Source organism: Bordetella ansorpii, from assembly GCF_900078315.1.
GTDB classification, from domain to species: domain Bacteria; phylum Pseudomonadota; class Gammaproteobacteria; order Burkholderiales; family Burkholderiaceae_B; genus Bordetella; species Bordetella ansorpii.
In genome coordinates this window covers 136,876-155,778 of sequence record NZ_FKBS01000006.1, presented here as the reverse complement: position 1 = coordinate 155,778, position 18,903 = coordinate 136,876, and the positions used below count along the sequence as shown (strand labels likewise).

Annotated in this window: 17 protein-coding genes; 5 read left to right on the top strand and 12 right to left on the bottom strand. The window is 67.1% G+C overall.

Annotated features, from left to right (window positions below):
- Positions 1-28 precede the first annotated feature (28 nt).
- Genes A7W11_RS01795 through A7W11_RS01770 form a run of 6 tightly spaced genes read right to left on the bottom strand, consistent with a single transcriptional unit; the run spans position 29 to position 5,292 of the window.
- Positions 29-337, bottom strand: a complete 309-nt coding sequence (locus A7W11_RS01795; protein WP_066406916.1) for a (2Fe-2S)-binding protein — start codon at positions 335-337, stop codon at positions 29-31.
- Positions 321-1,481 carry an NAD(P)/FAD-dependent oxidoreductase gene (locus tag A7W11_RS01790; protein ID WP_066406914.1) on the bottom strand — a complete coding sequence of 387 codons (1,161 nt, stop codon included), beginning with the start codon at positions 1,479-1,481 and terminating at the stop codon, positions 321-323. The genes A7W11_RS01795 and A7W11_RS01790 overlap by 17 nt, the downstream gene beginning before the upstream one ends.
- The gene (locus tag A7W11_RS01785; protein WP_066406910.1) at positions 1,481-2,281 is read right to left on the bottom strand and encodes an ABC transporter permease; all 801 of its coding nucleotides are present in this window, start codon (positions 2,279-2,281) and stop codon (positions 1,481-1,483) included. Before A7W11_RS01785 ends, A7W11_RS01790 begins: the two co-directional genes overlap by 1 nt.
- A gap of 10 nt (positions 2,282-2,291) precedes the next feature.
- On the bottom strand, positions 2,292-3,146 hold the full coding sequence (locus tag A7W11_RS01780; RefSeq protein ID WP_066406909.1) for an ABC transporter permease: 855 nt from the start codon (positions 3,144-3,146) through the stop codon (positions 2,292-2,294).
- Positions 3,147-3,180: 34 nt separating this feature from the next.
- Positions 3,181-4,230, bottom strand: coding sequence for an ABC transporter ATP-binding protein (locus tag A7W11_RS01775; RefSeq protein ID WP_066406908.1), 1,050 nt, complete (start codon positions 4,228-4,230; stop codon positions 3,181-3,183).
- A gap of 30 nt (positions 4,231-4,260) precedes the next feature.
- Positions 4,261-5,292: an ABC transporter substrate-binding protein gene (locus tag A7W11_RS01770; protein WP_066406907.1), complete on the bottom strand. Its 1,032-nt coding sequence runs from the start codon at positions 5,290-5,292 to the stop codon at positions 4,261-4,263.
- 132 nt (positions 5,293-5,424) lie between these two features.
- Between A7W11_RS01770 and A7W11_RS01765 the strand changes: the two genes are divergently transcribed.
- Positions 5,425-6,237, top strand: coding sequence for a GntR family transcriptional regulator (locus A7W11_RS01765; protein ID WP_066406904.1), 813 nt, complete (start codon positions 5,425-5,427; stop codon positions 6,235-6,237).
- Between the two features lie 27 nt (positions 6,238-6,264).
- Here the strand turns inward: A7W11_RS01765 and A7W11_RS01760 are convergent, their stop codons facing one another.
- The 3 genes from A7W11_RS01760 to A7W11_RS01750 form a co-directional block, all read right to left on the bottom strand.
- The gene (locus A7W11_RS01760) at positions 6,265-7,962 is read right to left on the bottom strand and encodes a hydantoinase B/oxoprolinase family protein (protein WP_066406899.1); all 1,698 of its coding nucleotides are present in this window, start codon (positions 7,960-7,962) and stop codon (positions 6,265-6,267) included.
- Complete coding sequence (locus A7W11_RS01755) at positions 7,955-10,009, bottom strand: hydantoinase/oxoprolinase family protein (protein WP_066406898.1); 2,055 nt, start codon at positions 10,007-10,009, stop codon at positions 7,955-7,957. The genes A7W11_RS01760 and A7W11_RS01755 overlap by 8 nt, the downstream gene beginning before the upstream one ends.
- Positions 10,010-10,087: 78 nt before the next feature.
- Complete coding sequence (locus tag A7W11_RS01750; protein WP_066406897.1) at positions 10,088-11,071, bottom strand: Bug family tripartite tricarboxylate transporter substrate binding protein; 984 nt, start codon at positions 11,069-11,071, stop codon at positions 10,088-10,090.
- A gap of 153 nt (positions 11,072-11,224) precedes the next feature.
- On the opposite strand from A7W11_RS01750, the gene A7W11_RS01745 reads away from it, so the two are divergent.
- Complete coding sequence (locus A7W11_RS01745) at positions 11,225-12,121, top strand: LysR family transcriptional regulator (protein ID WP_173678802.1); 897 nt, start codon at positions 11,225-11,227, stop codon at positions 12,119-12,121.
- A 68-nt stretch (positions 12,122-12,189) separates the two neighbouring features.
- On the opposite strand, the gene A7W11_RS01740 is transcribed toward A7W11_RS01745, so the two are convergent.
- Entirely contained in the window at positions 12,190-13,353 is a 1,164-nt protein-coding gene (locus tag A7W11_RS01740) for an alpha-hydroxy acid oxidase (RefSeq protein ID WP_066406896.1), read from the bottom strand.
- A 169-nt stretch (positions 13,354-13,522) separates the two neighbouring features.
- Between A7W11_RS01740 and A7W11_RS01735 the strand changes: the two genes are divergently transcribed.
- Positions 13,523-13,807: an acylphosphatase gene (locus tag A7W11_RS01735; RefSeq protein WP_066406894.1), complete on the top strand. Its 285-nt coding sequence runs from the start codon at positions 13,523-13,525 to the stop codon at positions 13,805-13,807.
- 21 nt (positions 13,808-13,828) lie between these two features.
- Here the strand turns inward: A7W11_RS01735 and A7W11_RS01730 are convergent, their stop codons facing one another.
- Together A7W11_RS01730 and A7W11_RS01725 are read right to left on the bottom strand one after the other, a co-directional pair.
- Positions 13,829-15,241 carry an amidase gene (locus tag A7W11_RS01730; protein ID WP_066406890.1) on the bottom strand — a complete coding sequence of 471 codons (1,413 nt, stop codon included), beginning with the start codon at positions 15,239-15,241 and terminating at the stop codon, positions 13,829-13,831.
- Between the two features lie 45 nt (positions 15,242-15,286).
- Positions 15,287-16,216 (bottom strand): LysR family transcriptional regulator, encoded by a 930-nt coding sequence (locus A7W11_RS01725; RefSeq protein WP_066407362.1) that lies wholly within the window; start codon positions 16,214-16,216, stop codon positions 15,287-15,289.
- A gap of 361 nt (positions 16,217-16,577) precedes the next feature.
- Between A7W11_RS01725 and A7W11_RS01720 the strand changes: the two genes are divergently transcribed.
- On the top strand, positions 16,578-17,768 hold the full coding sequence (locus A7W11_RS01720; RefSeq protein WP_066406889.1) for an acyl-CoA dehydrogenase family protein: 1,191 nt from the start codon (positions 16,578-16,580) through the stop codon (positions 17,766-17,768).
- A gap of 8 nt (positions 17,769-17,776) precedes the next feature.
- Positions 17,777-18,901: an acyl-CoA dehydrogenase family protein gene (locus A7W11_RS01715; protein WP_066406887.1), complete on the top strand. Its 1,125-nt coding sequence runs from the start codon at positions 17,777-17,779 to the stop codon at positions 18,899-18,901.
- The last annotated feature ends 2 nt before the right edge of the window (positions 18,902-18,903 follow it).

The following is an 18,903-nucleotide window of genomic DNA, read 5'->3' as shown; positions in this document are numbered from 1 at the left end:
TATTCGCCCTTGGAGCGGTCCGGCAGGCTCATGACAGCACCTCGCGCGCGCCACGCTGGCGCTCGATCTTCATGCCTTCGCGCACCGGTGTCATGCACGCCTGGCGGTTGGGCTGGCCATCGATGGTGACCAGGCAGTCGTAGCAGACGCCCATCATGCAGTACGGACCGCGCGGCACCTCGCCCACGGCCGTGTCGCGGCAGTCGGCGTGGCCGGCGGCGAACAATGCAGCGGCGACGTTGTCGCCTTGGCGGCAGCCGACTTCGGCGCCGTCGACCGTGATGCGCACCGGCGTGCGGGCAGCCTGGTCCGCGGCCGCATCAAGCCTCTTGAACATGAAACCTCCGGGTGGAAAACGGCGCCATGTCTTCGGCCAGCGAACCGGCGGCGATCATGGGAGCGAGTTTGAGCGCATGGGCCGCGGCCAGCGTGACGCCGCTGTGGCAGGTGGCCACAAACGCGCCCGGACAGGTCTCGGACTGCTCATAAATCGGGAAACCATCGCGCGACATCACGCGCAGCGCGGCCCACGAGCGCACGACGCGCACGTCGCGCAGCGCCGGCAGGGTGCGCAGCGCGCGGTCGGCCAGCGTGCCCAGCACGTTCAGGCCGGCGATCTCGTCGGCGTAACCGGCTTCTTCCTGCGAATCGCCGATCAGCCAGGAGCCCTCATCCATCTGGCGCAGCGTGCTCAGCGGCAGCTTCAGCACGGGCCTGGTGCGCTCCAGCACGATGATCTGGCCGCGTTGCGGCCGCACCGGCAGGTCCATGCCGATGTACTTGCCCAGCTCGGGATTGCCCAGGCCGCTGGCCAGCACGATCTGGCGGGCACGCAACGCGCCTTGCGGCGTATCGACGTGGAACACGCCATCGGCGCGGCGGATGGACGTGCACTTGCGGCGCGGCAGGTAATCGACACGGTCACGCTTGAAGGCGGCATGCAGCGCGCGCAGCAGCTTCAGCGGATTGGCGATGCCGTCCACCGAGGTCAGGCTGGCGCCGCGCACGTCCGGGCCGATGCCGGGCATGATGTCGGCCAGCTCCTTGCGGTCCAGCATCTTCCAGTCGTACTGCGGCATGCCCGGCTGCGCCTGCAGCTTGGTCATGAACTGGATGCGCGCGTCGAACTCCTCGTCCGTCAGCACGGGATGCAGGCCGCCGTTCTGCTCCAGGCGCACGTCCACGCCGGTCTTGTCCAGCAGCTCGGTCGCCAGTTGCGGCCACAGCTCGACCGAGCTCAGCGTCCACGAGCCATAGCGCGGCAGGCCCATGCCCTTGCTCTGCACCCACACCAGGCCGAAGTTGCCTCGCGAGGCGCGAAACGCCGTATCGCCTTCGTCCAACACCGCCACGCGCTCGACCGAGCGGCGCAGGCCGTAGGCGATGGCCGAGCCGACCAGGCCGCCGCCTATCACCACGGCATCGTAGACACCGCCCTGCGGCGCCGCGCCCCCCGAAGAGGGCACCGTCTGCTGATTCATTACCGTCCTTTTCCGACAAACAGCTTTTCCAGACCGATCACACGGTCCAGGATGAAAATCGCGATCGCCGTCGCGTAGATCAGTACCGCCGACACGGCCGTCACCAGCGGGTCGATGGTGTCCTCGATGTGCAGGAAGATGCGCACCGGCAATGTGGTGGTGGACGGCGAGGCGACGAAGATCGACATCGTCAGCTCGTCGAAACTGGTGATGAAGGCGATCACCCAGCCGCTGATCACGCCCGGCAGCACCAGCGGCAGCACCACGCGCCGGAAGGCCACCCAGCTGGACGCGCCCAGCGACAGCGCGGCGCGCTCCAGCGCGGGATCGATGCCCGTGGCCGAGGCCAGCACCAGCCGCAACGCGTACGGCATGATGAGGATGACGTGCGCGATCACCAGCCCGAAATACGTGCCCACCAGGCCGACCGTGGTGAAAAACTTCAGGAACGCCAGGCCCAGCACGACGTGCGGGATCATCAGCGGCGACATGAAGAACGCCAGCAGCGCCTCGCGGCCAGGGAAGCGGTTGCGCGCGATGGCCAGCGCGCCCGGCACCGCCAGCACGATGGCGATCGAGGCCGACAGCGCCCCCAGCCCCATGCTGAACCAGAACGCGTCGATGAAGCGGGGGTTGTCCAGAATGGCGCGGAACCACCGCAGCGACAGGCCGCCGGACGGCAGCGAGATAAAGCCTTCCGACGTGAACGCCACCGCGCACACCATCACGATGGGCGCCAGGATGAACGCGATGAACACCGCGTGGAACAACAGGGCCAACGGACCGTTCTTGGAGTTCATGTTCGCCCCCTCAGTTGAAGACCGCGTTGTAGCGGCGCTCGACCATGCGGTTGGCGGCCAGCAGCACGATGACGGTCGCCACCAGCAGCACCATCGCCAGTGCCGCACCCAGTGGCCAGTCCAGCGTGTTCAGGAACTCGTCGTAGGCGGCCGTCGCCACGGTCTTCAGGCGGCGGCCGCCGATGATGGCCGGCGTGGCGAAGGCGCTGGCCGCCATGGCGAACACCATGATCGAGCCCGACAAGATGCCCGGCATGACCTGCGGCACGATCACGCGTCGGATCACCGTGAACTGGCTGGCGCCCAGCGACAGCGCCGCCGACTCGGTGGACGGATTGACCCGCTGCAGCGAGGCCCACACCGAGATCACCATGAAAGGCACCAGCACGTGCACCAGCGCGATGCCCACGCCGAGGTTGCTGTACATCAGGCTGACCGGCGCCGACGTCAGGCCCAGCGCCAACAGCGCCTTGCTGATCAGCCCCGTGGAGCCGAACAGCAAAGCCCAGCCCAGCGTGCGCACCACCACCGAGATCAGCAGGGGCCCCAGCACCACCATCAGGAACAGGCCCTTCCAGGGATTGGCCATGCGCGACAGCACGTAGGCCTCGGCGGTGCCCAGCACCATGCAGGCGAGGGTGACGGCGGCCGCCACGCCGAAGGTGCGCGCGTAGATCTCGTAGTAATAGCCATCGGTCAGGATGGCGAGGTAGTTCTTGAACGTGACGGCTTCCTGGATGCCGCCGTAGAAATCGAAGTTGAAGAAGCTGATCAGGAACACCAACGCCAGCGGCACCGTCAGGAAGGTGACGTAGACGACGATGGCGGGCGCGCTGAGCACCCAGGGATTGGCGCGTTCGCTCATCGGCGGCCTCCGTGAGGCACGATTCGGGCCGCGTTCATGCCTTGTCCTCGCCCACCGGCCGCATGTCTTGCGCGCGCCAGCGCAGATGCACCGGGCTGCCTTCCTGCGGCACCGGCACGCCGTCGTTCTGGCGGATCACCAGCACGTCGCCCACCGAGGTCTCCACCTGGCACAGCCAGTGGTTGCCCTGGAACACCCGGGCCTTCAGCTTGCCGGGCAAGGCACAGACCGAGGGCTCCGAGAACAGGATCTTCTCGGGCCGCACGATGACCTGCCCGGACGGCATGGCCGCGCCCTCCAGCGCGACGCGCGCCTCGCCGATGGCCGCGCGCGCCTGGCCTTCGTGTTGCGCCGGTTGCGGCGTGAACAGATTGGCCTTGCCCAGGAATCCCCCCACGAACCGGCTGACAGGCGCTTCATAGGCCGAGAACGGATCGGCCACCTGCTCGGCACGGCCCTGGTTCATCACCACGATGCGGTCGGACAGCGCCAGCGCTTCCGATTGATCGTGCGTGACCAGGATGGTGGTGGTGCCCACCGTGCGCTGGATGCTGCGCAGTTCCAGCTGCATTTCCTCGCGCAGCTTGGCATCCAGGTTGGACAGCGGTTCGTCCAGCAGCAGCACCGCCGGCTTGATCACCAGCGCGCGGGCCAGGGCCACGCGCTGCTGCTGGCCGCCCGACATGCGGGCCGGATGGCGGTCAGCGAGGTGCGACAGGCCCACCAGCTCCAGCGCCTCGCCCACGCGCTTGGCGCGCTCGGCGCGCGGCACGTCGCGCATCTCCAGCCCGAAGGCCACATTCTGCGCGGCCGTCATGTGCGGGAACAGCGCGTAGTTCTGGAACACCATGCCCAGTCCGCGCTTGTTGGCCGGCATGCGGCCCATGTCGCGGCCATCGAGCACGATGCTGCCCGCGGTGGGCTCGACGAAACCCGCGATCATCTGCAGGGTCGTCGTCTTGCCGCACCCGGAGGGCCCCAGCAGCGAGACGAACTCGCCGCGATTCACGGACAGGCTGACCCTGTCCACGGCGACAACGTCACCGTAGCGCTTGGTCAGGCCGTTCAACACCAGATAAGTCATGTCAGGATCCCAGCAGCCGGCAAGAAGTGCTTAACGCTCGATCTCGCGCGTCCAGCGCTTGTTCCAGTCGTCGCGGTTCTGGTTGACCGTGTCCCAATCCAGGACGATGAGCTTGGCCGCGCGCTCGCCGATCGGCATCGGCACATTGGGGTTGTCCTTGGCTTGCGCCTTCTTGTTGACTGGACCGTAGCCGTAGCTGCTGCCCAGTTTGGTCTGCACCTCGGGGGTCATCAGGTAGTTGATGAAGGCCTGCGCGGCGGGATTCGGCTTGTCCTTGGCGATGGGGCACACCGACGACAGCAGCGCATAGGCGCCTTCACGCGGATACACGAAGCCCACGGGAAAACCGGTGTCGGCGAAAGCCTTGGCGCGGCCGCTGCCCCACACGCCGATCACGGCCTGGCCGCTGGAGAACAGCTCGGTCATCTTGCCGGGCGAGGGCTCGTACACCAGCACGTTGGGGCCGACCTTGTCCTTGAAGGTCTTGAAGCCGGCGTCGACGTTCTTCTCGCTGCCGCCGCCCTCCCGGGCGTACTGCACCAGCGCATGCAGGCCATAGGTGTTGTTCAGCGGCGGAATGACCAGCAGTTGCTTGTACTTGGGATCCTTCAGGTCGTCCCACGACGTGGGCGGCGCCCATTTCTTCTCTTCGAAGACCTTCTTGTTGTACATGATGCCGGTGGCGACGATGCCCAGCGCCACGGCCTTGTCGTCCTTGTACAGCGCGGTCTTGTACAGATCGTCCTTGGGCAGGCCCTGGATGGGCGCGCAAAAGCCCAGCGCGATGGCCTGGTACATGGGGCCGTCATCGATGATGGCCACGTCGACCTGCTGGTTGCTCTTCTGGGCCTGCAGGCGCGCCACCGTGTTGGTGGAGTTGCCCGCCACGTATTCCAGTTCGACGCCATGCTGCTTGCCGAAGGCCGGGAAGATCTCCTGGCGCATGATGTCTTCGAACGAACCGCCGTAGCCCGCCACCACCAGCTTCTGCTGGGCATGCGCCGCCGTAGCCGACAGGGCCGCCAGCGTGGCGGCGGCAAGCACTGCAACAACCTTACCCATGATGAACCCCCGATCTTTATTGGCCGTACAATTGTCCGGACATGAATGTCCGGACAAATAATCCGGCTTTCGAGGTAAAGTCGTCAACATAGTGATGTCCCTTACTTCCCGCCCGATTTCCAGGAAAACCCCATGATCCGATCCGCGCCGTCCGAGGCCGCCGTACCCGCCCATGAGGCAGGCACGATGCTCGGCGCCGGCACGCCGGCAGAGGACAGCCGCGCGCCGCGTTACAAGGCCATCTACGAAGACCTGGCTCGCGGTATCCGCGCCGGCCGCTACCCGGTGATGACCCTGCTGCCCACCGAGCACGAACTGTGCGTGCAGTACGACGCCAGCCGCCATACCGTGCGCGAGGCCGTCCGCCTGCTGACCGAAGCCGGCATGGTGTCGCGCCGGCCCGGCGTGGGCACGCGCGTCGAGGCCGCCAAATCGGACACCCGCCACACCCAGCGCATCTCGCAGTTCTCCGAGCTGTTCCAGTACATCAAGAACGCATCGCTGCGCGTGCACGATGCGCGCATGATCAAGGCCAACGCGCGCCAGGCCACCGCGCTGGGCTGCACGCTGCGCCACGAGTGGCTGTACGTGCGCGCCATCAAGCTGCTGGGCAACAAGGCCGCTCCCGTGGCGTTCTCCGAGGCCTACATCCACCCCGACTACGCCGCCATCGAGGCCGACATCGGCCGCGTGCACCTGCCGCTGTCCGGCCTGATCGAAACCCGCTACAGCCAGCGCATCCGCGAGGTCGCACAGGAGTTCTCGGCCACGCCCATCGGCAAGGAAGTGGCCGGATTGCTGAAGGTCGCGCCCAAGACGGCGGGACTGGTCATCACCCGCCGCTACTTCGGCGAGCACAGCATCCCCATGCTGGTCACGATCACCACCTTTCCGCACACCAAGATGAAGTACTCGATGTCGCTGAAGGTGGATTTGCCCGAATAAGCCCGCGCCGCAGCGCGTGGCGCCGGCTTATTGCGCGTAGGCCGCCGCCGCGTGCTGCGCGCTGACCTTGCCGTCCAGCATGTCGCGCTCCAGTTTGGCGCGCGAACGCTCGGCCGGGCTGCCGTAGCCGCCGCCGCCAGGCGTCTCGATACGCACGCTCTCGCCGGGTCCCAACGGGATGTTGGCGGTCTTGGAGAACAGCACTTCTTCCTGCGGGGTGCCGAAGTTGCGCACCAGCCGCGCGCGCCGGCCATCGCCGCCACCCGCCACGCCGCTGGCCACGCCCACCACGTGGCTGTCCGAACGCGCCGAGAACACCACGCCAGGACCCACCGCGCGGATCTGCTTGGCGATCGCCAGGCCGCCGCGCGTGCGGCCGGGGCCGCCCGAATCGGCGATCAGCGCGTACTCGTCCATCAGCAGCGGGTATTCATTCTCCAGCGCCTCGACCGGCAGGTTGGACGTGTTGGTCATGTGCACGTGTACGCCATCCATGCCGTCCGTGTCGTAGCGCGCGCCGGCGCCGCCGCCCAGGGTTTCCAGGTACACGAACTGGCCCGCGCGGCTGGGCCAGCGGCCCGAGAACGTGATGGCCGGGCAGCAGTCGTTGCCCGAGGCCATGATGCGTTCCGGCGGCAGCAGGCCGCGGAAGGCGCCGAAGATCGTGCCGGCCACTTTCTGCGCGGTGATCGAGCGCGCACCCACGGCGGCGGGCGCCTCGGGATTGGTGATGGTGCCCAGCGGCGCCGACACCGAGATCGGATCGAACAGGCCGGCGTTGGGCGCCAGGTCCGGATCCAGCAGCGCCTTCACCGCGTAGTACACGCAGGCGCGCAGGGCATTGAAGGGCAGGTTCATGGCGCCGCGCGCCTGCTTGCCCGTGCCGTCGAAATCGAAATGCAGTTTGCCCGCGGACACGGTCAACGTCACCTGGATCGGCACCGGATCGCCGCCCATGCCGTCGTCGTCCAGATCGCTGCGGAACGAATAGCTGCCTTCCTGCAATTCGGCGATGCGATTCTGCAGGCGGCGGCGCGTGTACGTGATCACGTCGTCCACCGAACGCAGCACGGCCTGCAGGCCCATCTGGCGGATCAGGCCTTGCACCGCGGCCGCGCCGCGGCGGTTGGTGGCCATCTGCACGCGCAGGTCCAGCACGCGCTCTTCCGGATCGCGTGTGTTCGAGCAGATCAGGCGCAGCATGTCCTCGTCCACTTCGCCATTGCGCCCGATGCGGCAGGCGGGGATGCGGATGCCTTCCTCGAAGATCGACTTCAGGCCGCCGGCGATCGAGCCCGGCACCGAACCGCCCACGTCCGAGTGGTGCGCGATGTTGGCCGCGAAGAAACGCAGCGTGCCTTCCCAGAACACCGGCGTGACGATATTGATGTCGGGCAGGTGGCTGCCGTCGGCCAGATAGGGATCGTTGCAGATGTAGATGTCGCCGTCGCGGATGTCTTCGGGCTTGTAGGTCTTCAGGATGGCGCGCATCGCGCCGTCCAGCGAACCCAGGTGCAGCGGGATCTGCGTGCCTTGCGCCACCAGGCGGCCGGCGGCGTCGAACAGCGCCACCGAGCAGTCCTTGCGTTCCTTGATGTTGGTCGAGAACGAGGCCCGCACCAGGGTGTTGTTCATGTCTTCGGTGATCGACAGCAGGCGGTTGCAGAACACCTCCATGCCGATGGGGTCCGCCAGGACCGGGGCTTCCAACGTGGACTCAGCCATGCTGGCCTCCTTGCAGCAGAATGATCAGGTTGCCGTATGCGTCGACGGTGACGTGCTGGCCGGGGCCGATCACCGTGGTCGAGCTCATTTCCTCCACCAGCGCCGGGCCGGTGAACGTCGTGCCCGCGGGCAGCAGGTCGCGGTCGTACACCGGCGACTCCAGCCAGCCGGCGGTGGCGCCGAAATAAGAGCGGCGCTCGCCCATGCGGGCGCGTTCCAGGCTGCCGTCCACATGGCGCGGCGCCAGGGGGGCCTTGATCACCTGGCCCACCGCCTGCAGGCGGCAGTTGATGATCTGCACGCCGCGGTCATCCACCGTGTAGCCGTACTCGCGCTCGTGCGCCTCGCCGAAGCGGCGCATGAACTCGTCGCAGCCCTGTTCGGTGCTGTCCATCACGACCTGCACCTCGAAGTTCTGGCCTTCGTAGCGCGCATCGATGGCCATGCGCACCTGACGCATGGCGGGCGCCACGCGCTCGGTCTCCAGCCAGGCCTGCGCCTGCTGGTTCAGCTCGCCGAACACCGCCTGCACCTTGGGCCAGCTGGCGTCGGACGCCAGCGAGATCTCGCTGCGCACGAAGTCGAACGAGATGTCGGACAGCAGGATGCCGCGCGCGCACATCGTGCCCGGCTCCTGCGGCACGATCACGCAAGGGATGCCGCACTCCTCGGCCACTTCCACCGCGTGCAAGGGACCTGCGCCGCCGTAGGCGTACAGCGCGAAATCGCTCAGGGCATAGCCGCGCTCGGTGGACACGGCGCGAATGGCGCGGCTCATGTTGGCCGCGGCGATGCGCAGGATGCCTTCGGCCGCGTCTTCCATCGACAGGCCCAGCGGCTGGGCCACTTTCTCCTGGATCACCTTGCGCGCGGCCTCCGCGTGCACCGCCATGCGGCCCTTCAGCAGCGACACGGGATTCAGGCGTTGCAGCGCGATCTCGGCGTCGGTGATGGTCGGCTCGACGCCGCCACGGCCGTAGCCCACCGGACCGGGCACCGCGCCCGCGCTGTGCGGGCCCACCTTCAACGCGCCGGCATCATCCATCCAGGCGATGCTGCCACCACCCGCGCCGATGACGTGGATGTCGACCATCGGCGTCTTCACCGGATAGCCGGCCACGTGGCGATGCGAGGTGAACAGCGGCTGGCCGTCCACCACCAGCGACACGTCCGTGCTGGTGCCGCCCACGTCGAACGTCACCAGGTTGGGGCTGCCGATCACGCGGCCCACCGCGGCCGCGCCCACCACGCCGGCCGCGGGGCCCGACAGGCAGGTGCGCACCGGATAGCGGCGCACCGTGGCGATCGACATCAGGCCGCCGTTCGAGTGGATGGTGTGCGGCTCGTGCGCGATGTCCAACTCACGGGTGCGCGCCAGGAAGCGTTCCAGGTAGCGCTCCATGCGCGGGCCCACCGCGGCATTCAGCACCGTGGTGGACAGGCGCTCGTACTCGCGGAACTCGGGCAGCACCTCGCTGGAGATGCTGACGTACACGCCCGGCAGCTCCTCGGCCACGATCTCGGCGGCGCGCCGTTCGTGCGCGGGATTGCGATAGGAGTGCAGGAAGCAGATCGTCACGGCTTCGATCTCGCCTTCGGCAAAGACGCGGGCGGCGGCGCGCACCTGTGCTTCGTCCAGCTCGCGCAGCACCGCGCCCGAGGCATCGACACGCTCGTCGATCTCGATGCGGAACTGGCGCGGCACGGCCACGGGCGGCTTGCCGACGCTGTAGTCGTACAGATGCGGGCGCGTCTGGCGGCCGATCTCGAGCACGTCGCGGAAACCACGCGTGGTCAGCAGCCCCACGCGCGCGCCCTTGCGCTCGATAATCAGGTTGGTCGCCACGGTGGTGCCGTGGCCCACATGCGAGACCTGGCTGGGCGAGACCTCGTGGTCGGCCAGCATGCCTGCGATGCCGTTCTGGATGGCCTCGGAGGGGTCGTGCGGGGTCGAGGGCACTTTGTGGAAGTGCACCTGCCCGGTTCCCTCGTCGATCATCGTGAAGTCGGTGAACGTGCCCCCGACGTCTATGCCTATGCGATACATGCCTGTCTTCCTATGTTGTCTTGGCGGCCCGCGCGCCCTGCCCGATCACGCGTGCAAAGATTCGGCTCAAGCCGGCCCCTAGTCCAGCTTGATGCCGGCTCTCTTGACCACGTCGCACCACTTGGACACTTCGGTCTTGATCATGTCGGTAAAGGTCGCGCCCGCCACGTCGGACACCTCGGCGCCCTGCGCCTCCAGGTAAGGCTTCATCTCGGGACCATGCAGCACCGACACCAGCGCATCGGTCAGCGGCTTGCGCACGTCCTCGGGCAGCTTGGCCGGGGCCAGCATGCCGAACCAGACCATCGCCTCGTAGCCCGGATAGCCGGACTCGGCCACCGTCGGCACGTCGGGCAGCATCTTCGAACGCTGCGTCGAAGTGACCGCCAGTGCCTTGATCTTGCCGTCCTTCACATAGGGATAGGACGTCATCACCACGTCCATCATCATGTTGACCTGGCCACCGACCAGATCGATCAGCGCCGGACCCGATCCGCGGTAGGGTACGTGCACCATCGACACGCCAGCCGTGGTCTTGAACAGCTCGGCCGCCAGGTGATTCGACGTCCCCTGGCCGTTCGAGGCGAACGAATACTTTTCGGGATCTTTCTTCAACAGCGCCACGAACTGCTGCAGGTTGTCGGCGGGCACCGACTTGTTCACCACCAGCACGTTGGGAATGGTGGCCACGACCGCCAGCGGCGTGAAATCCTTGATCGGGTCATAGGGCAGCTTCGAATACACACAGGCGGCGCTGCCGTGCGTGCTGACCGAACCCATCAGGATGGTGTAGCCATCGGCCGGCTGGCGCGCCACGTACTCGGTGCCCACCGTGCCGCCGGCGCCCGGCCGGTTCTCCACGATGACGTTGGCGCTGAGCTTCTTGCCCAGGCCCTCGGCCACCTTGCGCGCGATCAGGTCGGTCGACCCGCCCGCGGCGAACGGCACGACGATGCGCACCACCTTGTCTTGCGGCCATGCGGCCAGGGAAGGCGCCGCCGCGGTCAGCGCGACAACCGCGGCCGCCATCCGGCATGCCGTGACGAAACGTCCTGCATTCATGTACTACCCCTTGTGTCGTTAGAACTTCTTGGTCGCCGGTCGTATCGCCGGCATGTGTTCACTGCAACAACGTGGCCATACTAGGCCCGCGCAAGAGGTGACAGCAGCACTTCTTGTTTATAGTCACATCAACGGCATTTATGGAGGCCGGCGATGAAACACCCAGACCTGAACCTGCTGCTGCATTTCGAGGCGCTGATGAGCTGCCGCAGCCTGACCCGCGCCGCGGAGCAACTGGGCGTCAGCCAGCCCGCCATGAGCGCGGCCCTCAACCGCCTGCGCCGCCTGTTCAACGACCCATTGCTGGTGCGCGAGGGCGGCTGGCAGCCGACCGAGCAGGCCAACGAACTGCACCGGCGCTTCCGCCCCTTGCTGGAAGAATGGCGCCGCGCCACGCGCGAACTGGACGCCTTCGATCCCGCGCACTCGTCGCGTTCGCTGTCGCTGTACGCCACCGACTACGTGCAGTTCACGCTGCTGCCGCGCCTGTTGCCCGACCTGGCGCGCGACGCGCCGCATTTCCAGCTGCGCATCGTGCCGGCCCGCCCGCAGCACGGCCTGAGCATGCTGGACACGAACCATGTGGAATTGATCGCGGGGTACTTTCCCGAACCGTCGCCCGACCTGCGCACGCGCTTCCTGTACGACGAGCCCGCCGTGTGCGTCGTGCGCGAAGGACACCCGTGCCTGCGCAAGCGCTGGAACCTGGATGCCTACCTGAAGTACGGCCACCTGGATCTGGCCGCGCACACGCGCTTTTTCAGCAACGCGGTGGACCGCGTGCTGCTCGGGCAGAACCGCAGCCGCCACATCGTGGCCACGCTATCGAGCTATCTGGTCTGTCCGTTCGTCATTGCACAGTCGGACCTGATTGCGACCATGCCGGAAAGCATCGCCAGGACCATGTCCACGGCGACGAAGACGGTGACGCTGAAGGTGCCGCTGGGACTGCCGAACATCGCGGTGTCGCTGTACTGGCACGAGCGGTACCAGGACGACGCGGGGCATGCGTGGCTGCGGCAGTACATCGCGGATCGGATATCGATGTAGCGAGCCCGCAAGCGCGGCAGGCTGCCCGCCTGTCCGCGCTTCTTTCATGAAACAGCGCCATGCGCCGCTTATTCCGGATACGTACCCGGCACCAGAATGCTGCGATCAACTTGCGCGATGTTCTTGCGGCCGCACAGCGCCATCGTCACGTCCATCTCCTTGTACAGGATCTCGAGCACGCGACGGACACCGTCCTGACCGTAGGCGCCCAGGCCATACAGGAAGGCGCGGCCGATCATCGTGCCGCGCGCGCCCAGCGCCACGGCCTTCAGCACGTCCTGGCCGGAACGAATGCCGCCGTCCATCCAGACCTCGATGTTCGAGCCCGCGGCCTCGACGATGGCAGGCAGCATGCTGATGGACGACAGCGCGCCGTCGAGCTGACGGCCGCCGTGATTGCTGACGATCAGCGCGTCGGCGCCGCTGTCGGCCGCCAGCCGCGCATCCTCGGCATCCAGGATGCCCTTGAGAATGAGCTTGCCGCCCCAACGCTTCTTGATCCATTCGACGTCGGCCCAGCTCAGGCGCGGGTCGAACTGCTCGGCGGTCCATGCCGACAGCGACGACAGGTCGGTGACGCTCTTGGCATGGCCCACGATGTTGCCGAAACTGCGGCGCGGCGTGCCCAGCATGTTCAGGCACCAACGCGGCTTGGTGGCCAGGTTGATCAGATTGGCCAGCGTGGGCTTGGGCGGCGCGGACAGGCCGTTCTTGATGTCCTTGTGGCGCTGGCCCAGGATCTGCAGGTCCAGCGTCAGCACCAGCGCAGAGCAATGGGCGGCCTTGGCGCGGTCGATCAGGTTCTCGATGAACTCGCGGTCGCGCATCACGTATAGCTGGAACCAGAAGGGCTTCTGCGTGTGCTGGGCCACGTCCTCGATCGAGCAGATGCTCATCGTGGACAGCGTGAACGGCACGCCGAAATCCGCGGCCGCCTTGGCGGCCAGCATCTCGCCATTGGCGTGCTGCATGCCGGTCAGGCCGGTCGGGGCCAATGCCACGGGCATGACGGCGTTCTGGCCGACCATGGTGGTGGCCAGCGAACGGCCTTCCATGTCGACCGCCACGCGCTGGCGCAGCTTGATTTTCTGAAAGTCTTCCTCGTTGGCCCGATAGGTGCCTTCGGTCCAGGCGCCGGAGTCCGCGTAGTCGTAGAACATGCGCGGCACGCGGCGCTTGGCGATGATCCGCAGGTCTTCTACGGTGGTGATCTTGGAGAGATTCTGGCTCATGTTATTGGGATCGTGATGGCCGTGAATTCGAATGATGGTGACGGCATGCCGCGCCCCTGCGCGCAGGCGGTGCCCAGTATACGCCCGGCCCCTTCCGCATCACGGGCCGCTCCCTATAATCGGCCCATGGCGGCCATGCCGCCGCCGCTCGCAGGATAAGGACAGACTCATGCAACAAGCCCCCCTCGAAACCGTACTCGTCTCCATCCGGGGCAAGGTCCAGGGCGTCGGCTATCGCCACGCCACCGTGCGCCGCGCCCACATGCTGGGCGTGACCGGCTGGGTGCAGAACCTGGAAGACGGCACGGTCGAAGCCCTGGTGCAGGGCTCGCCCGATCAGGTCGACCACATGCTGGAATGGCTGCGCCGCGGCCCGCCCGCGGCCGTGGTGACCGACCTGGAGACCCAGCGCGACTTCAGCGAGAAGCGCTACGGGCGCTTCGAACAGCTGTAAACCGCACGGAAGCGGACGCGGTCAGAGCGTCGGCGCCTGCTTCCAGAACTGCGTGGCCTGCTCGAAGGCATGCGCCATCTGCAGCACGCTCCACTCGTCGCGATAGCGGCCCACGATCTGCAGGCCCACCGGCAGACCCGTGGCCGTGAAGCCGGCGGGCACCGAGATGGCGGGATGGCCGGTCAGCGACACGTAGTACGCCGAACGCATCCAGTCGATGTAGTTCAGCATCGGCATGTTGTCGATGGCCAGCGGATACTCTTCGTCCACCTTGAACGGCACGACCTGGCTGACCGGACCGATGATGAAGTCGTAGTCCTGCATGAAGGCGTGCATGCGCTCGAACAGCGCGGCGCGCTCGCGCTCGGCATGCACCAGGCGTTCCGCCGGCTGCGTCCAGCCCAGCTCGGTGTTCCAGATCACCGTCTGCTTCACCTTGTCGGGGTATTGGCGCACCGTATCGCCCTGGCCGATGGCGAACTGCTGCGCGCGCAGGGCCTGGAAGGCGCCGTCCGCGTCGCCGAAATCCGGGCATGCCTCTTCCACCACGCAGCCCAGCTTCCTGAATACCTCGACCTGCGCCTGCAGGGCCTGCACCACCGCGGGCTCGACCGGCAGGCCGTCCCAGTCCATCGTGACGGCCACGCGCACGCCACGGAAGCCGCGTTCCAGCGGTTCGAGAAAGCGGCGCGGATCCTGGTCGATGGCCAGCGGATCGCGCGCGTCCGGGCCGGCCAGGGCGGCCAGCATCAGCGCCACGTCGCCCACGGTGCGCGCCATGGGGCCGGCCACCGTCAGTGTGCTGTACGGCGCGGCCGTCGGCACGTTGGGCACGCGGCCAGGCGACGGACGCAGCCCCACCACGTTGCAGAAGCCCGCGGGATTGCGCAGCGAACCGCCCATGTCCGTGCCGTCCGCCAGGGGCAGCATGCGCGTGGCCAGCGCCGCGGCCGCGCCCCCGCTGCTGCCGCCCGAAGTGCGGTTGCGGTCATACGGATTGCGCGTGGCGCCGAACACCGTGTTGAACGTGTGCGAACCCGCGCCGAACTCCGGCAGGTTGGTCTTGCCCAGCGTGATGGCGCCGGCGGCGCGCTGGCGCGCGACCGGCAGGCTGTCGCGCGTGGGCACGAAATCGCGGAACACCGGCGACCCATACGTGGTGCGCATGCCGGCGGTCAGGAAACTGTCCTTGTGCGCCACGGGCAGGCCATGCAAGAGGCCCAGCGGCTTGCCCGCGGCCTGTGCCTCATCGGCCTGCGCAGCCTGTTTCAGCGCGCCTTCGGCGTCCAGCGTGACGATGGCGTTGACCTTCGGATTCCATTGCTCGATGCGGGCCAGGTGGGCTTGCACGACCTCGCGTGCGCTCAGATGGCCCGCGGCGATCTCGGCGCGCATCTGCAACGCGGTCATCTCGCAGATCGAGGTGGAATCCATGGGCAAATCTCCTTGTTGCGGGTTCAGCGGCACTATACGCCGGGTCTATGTGTCGGGCCTGCCATTCATGCCCATGCCTCGGACATCGCGCGCGCACTCCTGCAGATACTCGATCATCGTGGCGATGGCGCGCGGGTGATGGCGGTTGGGCATGTACAGCATGAACATGCTGCGGCCGTAGATGCTCAGGTGCCAATCCGACAGCACCCGGACCATGTCGCCGCGAGCCAGATCGTCGTCGATCACGTAATCCGGCAACAGGCCGATGCCCAGCCCCTCCCGCACCGCCTGGCGCAGGAACGGGTAATCGCGCGAGCCCAGCGCGGGCGCCTCCAGCGTGACCTGGTTGCGCCGGCCATCGGCGTCATAGGCCGACAGGCGCGTCGGGCGGCCGATCACGGCCGCATACAGCATCGGCGCCTCGCGCAGGCCATCCGGATGCGTGGGTAGCTCCTGCGTGGCAGCGTACTCGCGCGACACGCAGGCGTAGTAGCGGATCGTGCCCAGCTCGCGCGCCACCAGCATGGGCGGCGGCTCGGACATGATGCGCACGGCGATGTCCACCTCGTCGCGCACCAGATCGTCCACGCTGTTGTTGAACAGCACGTCCAGCAGGATGCCAGGATAGCGGCGCTTGAACGTCATCAGCCAGGGCGCCATCACGAAATGCCCGTAGCCGCTGGGCACGCTCAGGCGCACACGGCCCTGCAGCGTATTGCCCAATGTCTGCACCGATTCGCGCGCGGCCGACAGCTCGTCCTGGATGCTGCGGCCATGCCGATACAGCTTCAGGCCGAGTTCGGTGGGCTCGACCCGGCGAGTGGTGCGGCGCACCAACTGCATGCCGACCGAGCGCTCCAGCTGGCTCAGGTGATAGCTGACGTTGGCCCGCGTCATCTTCAATCGGCGGGCGGCTTCACTCAGGTTGCCGGCATCGAGAATCTCGACCAGCAGGGTCAGCGACTTCAGGTCCATGGCGTTGCTGTGCTGCAGCGTGGCTGCCAATGTCAAAATTTTCTGTACAGATTGTCAATCGAATGGGGGATTGTCAAGGAAGGCTTGCTGGCAAAGAATCTGTGTTGCCTGCTTCCCTGGCGGTTCCGGATCGATCACAGCCATGAAGCAGTGCCCTCAGACATGACGAGCACCGGCGCCGCGGCGACCGGTCCATCAGGAGACCAGTCCTTGCCGACGACCCCAAGTCCGCATGGCCGGCGCACCGTTGCGCGCGGCCCATCCCCAGCCCGACTTGCGATGCGTGCTCCTGCGCGGTCCCTGCGTGATCTGTCGGCGCGGTACTGCCGCAACGCCCTCTTCCTTTTCCTGGAACGTATTCATGGACCTGAACTTCAGCCCTGAAGAACTGGCCTTTCGCGACGACGTGCGCGATTTCCTACGCCAGCGCCTGACGCCCGAACTGGCTGCCAAGGTGCGCGCCGGCAAACACCTGAGCAAGGCCGAGATGGAAGGCTGGCACGCCGAGCTGCACGCACGCGGCTGGTTGGCCAGCCACTGGCCCGAGCAGTACGGCGGCACCGGCTGGAGCGCCGCGCAGAAATACCTGTTCGACCATGAGTGCGCGCTGGCCGGCGCGCCGCGCATCGTGCCCTTCGGCGTCAGCATGCTGGGGCCGGTGCTGATCAAGTACGGCAACGAAGCCCAGAAACGCCATTGGCTGCCGCGCATCCTGGATGGCTCGGACTGGTGGTGCCAGGGCTATTCCGAGCCCGGCGCGGGTTCGGACCTGGCCTCGCTGCAGACGCGCGCCGTGCGCCAAGGCAACGAATACATCGTCAATGGCCAGAAGACCTGGACCACGCTGGGCCAGCACGCCAACATGATCTTCTGCCTGGTGCGCACCGCAAGCGATGGCCGGCCCCAGGAAGGCATCAGCTTCCTGCTGATCGACATGAACACGCCCGGCATCGAGTTGCGTCCCATCCGCACGCTGGATGGCGATCACGAGGTCAACGAGGTCTTCTTCTCGGACGTGCGCGTGCCGGTGGAAAACCTGGTGGGCGAAGAGAACCGCGGCTGGACCTGCGCCAAGTACCTGCTGACCTACGAGCGCACCAACATCGCGGGCGTGGGCCTGTCGTATGCGGCGCTGGCCGAGTTGAAAGCGGCCGCCTCGAAGGCCGTGCGCAACGGCCGCCCCCTGACCGAAGACCCGCTGTACGCCGCACGCCTGGCCCGCGTCGAGATCGACCTGGACAACATGCGCACCACCAACCTGCGCGTGATCGCGGCCTCCGAACACGGCGCGCCGGGCGCCGAAAGCTCGATGCTGAAGATACGCGGCACGCAGATCCGTCAGGAGATCTCGTCGCTGATGCGCCGCGCCGCCGGCCCGCATGGCCGCGCGCACGATCCGCGCATGCTCGAAGCGGGCGATGCATTGGGCCTCGGACCGGAGGGCACCGAAGGCTCGGCCGCGCGCTACTTCAACCTGCGCAAGCTGTCGATCTTCGGGGGCTCCAACGAGATCCAGCGCAACATCATCTCGAAAATGATCCTGGGACTATAGGCGGACACATGGACCTGCAGCACACCGAAGACCGCCGCATGCTGGCGGACATGCTGGGCCGCTTCATCGGCGAGCAGCACGATGCGGCGGCGCGCATGCGCATCGCGTATTCCGAGACAGGACATGATCCGCAGTTATGGAAGCGCTTCGCCGAACAAGGGGCCATCGCGGCCTTGTTCGACGAAGCCGCCGGCGGACTGGGCGGCGCGGCGTTCGACATCACCGTCGTGTTCGAAGCCTTGGGCAAGGGCCTGGTGGCCGAGCCTTTCCTCGGCACCTTGATGGCGGGCGGCGTGTTGGCCGAGGCGGGCGATGCGCACCTCGGCATGCTGGGCCGCATGATCGCGGGTGAAGAGATCGTCTTGCTGGCGCACGAAGAGACGGGCGGTCATGCACCGGACCACGTGGCCACGCGCGCGCATGCCGAGGGCCAGGAATGGGTGCTGGATGGCGGCAAGGCCATGGTGCCGTGCGCGAACACGGCGGGGCACTTCGTCATCTCGGCAAACCATGCCGATGCGGGCAAGGACCACATCCAGCTGTTCCTGGTGCCGCGCGATGCCGCGGGGCTGACGCTGCGGGATTGCGGCTCGGTGGACGGCGGCCGGGTGGCCGAACTGACGCTGCATGAGGTCCGCGTGCCGGCCTCGTCCGTGCTGGGCCGCGAAGGCGAAGGCGCCATGCTGCTGGAGCGGGCGTTGGGACGCGGCGTGCTGGCCCTGTGCGCCGAAGCCGTCGGCATCATGGACGTCATCCGCGACAGCACATTGGACTACCTGCGCACGCGCCGCCAGTTCGGCGCCGTCATCGGCCAGTTCCAGGCCTTGCAGCATCGCATGACCGAACTGGTCATCGAGATCGAGCAGGCCCGCTCCGCCGTCATCAACGCGGCGGCGGCCGTGGATGACGAGGATGACCGGCTGGCGCGCGAGCGCGCATTGGCCGCGGCCAAGTACACGATCGGCCGCGTGGGCGCGCTGGTGGCGGAAGAAACCATCCAGCTGCATGGCGGCATCGGCATGACGTGGGAATTGCCCCTGGCCCATTACGCCAAGCGGCTGGTGATGATCGATCATCAGTTGGGCGACGAAGACGAACAGCTTTCGCGCTACATCGCGCTGGGCCGGGGATAGGA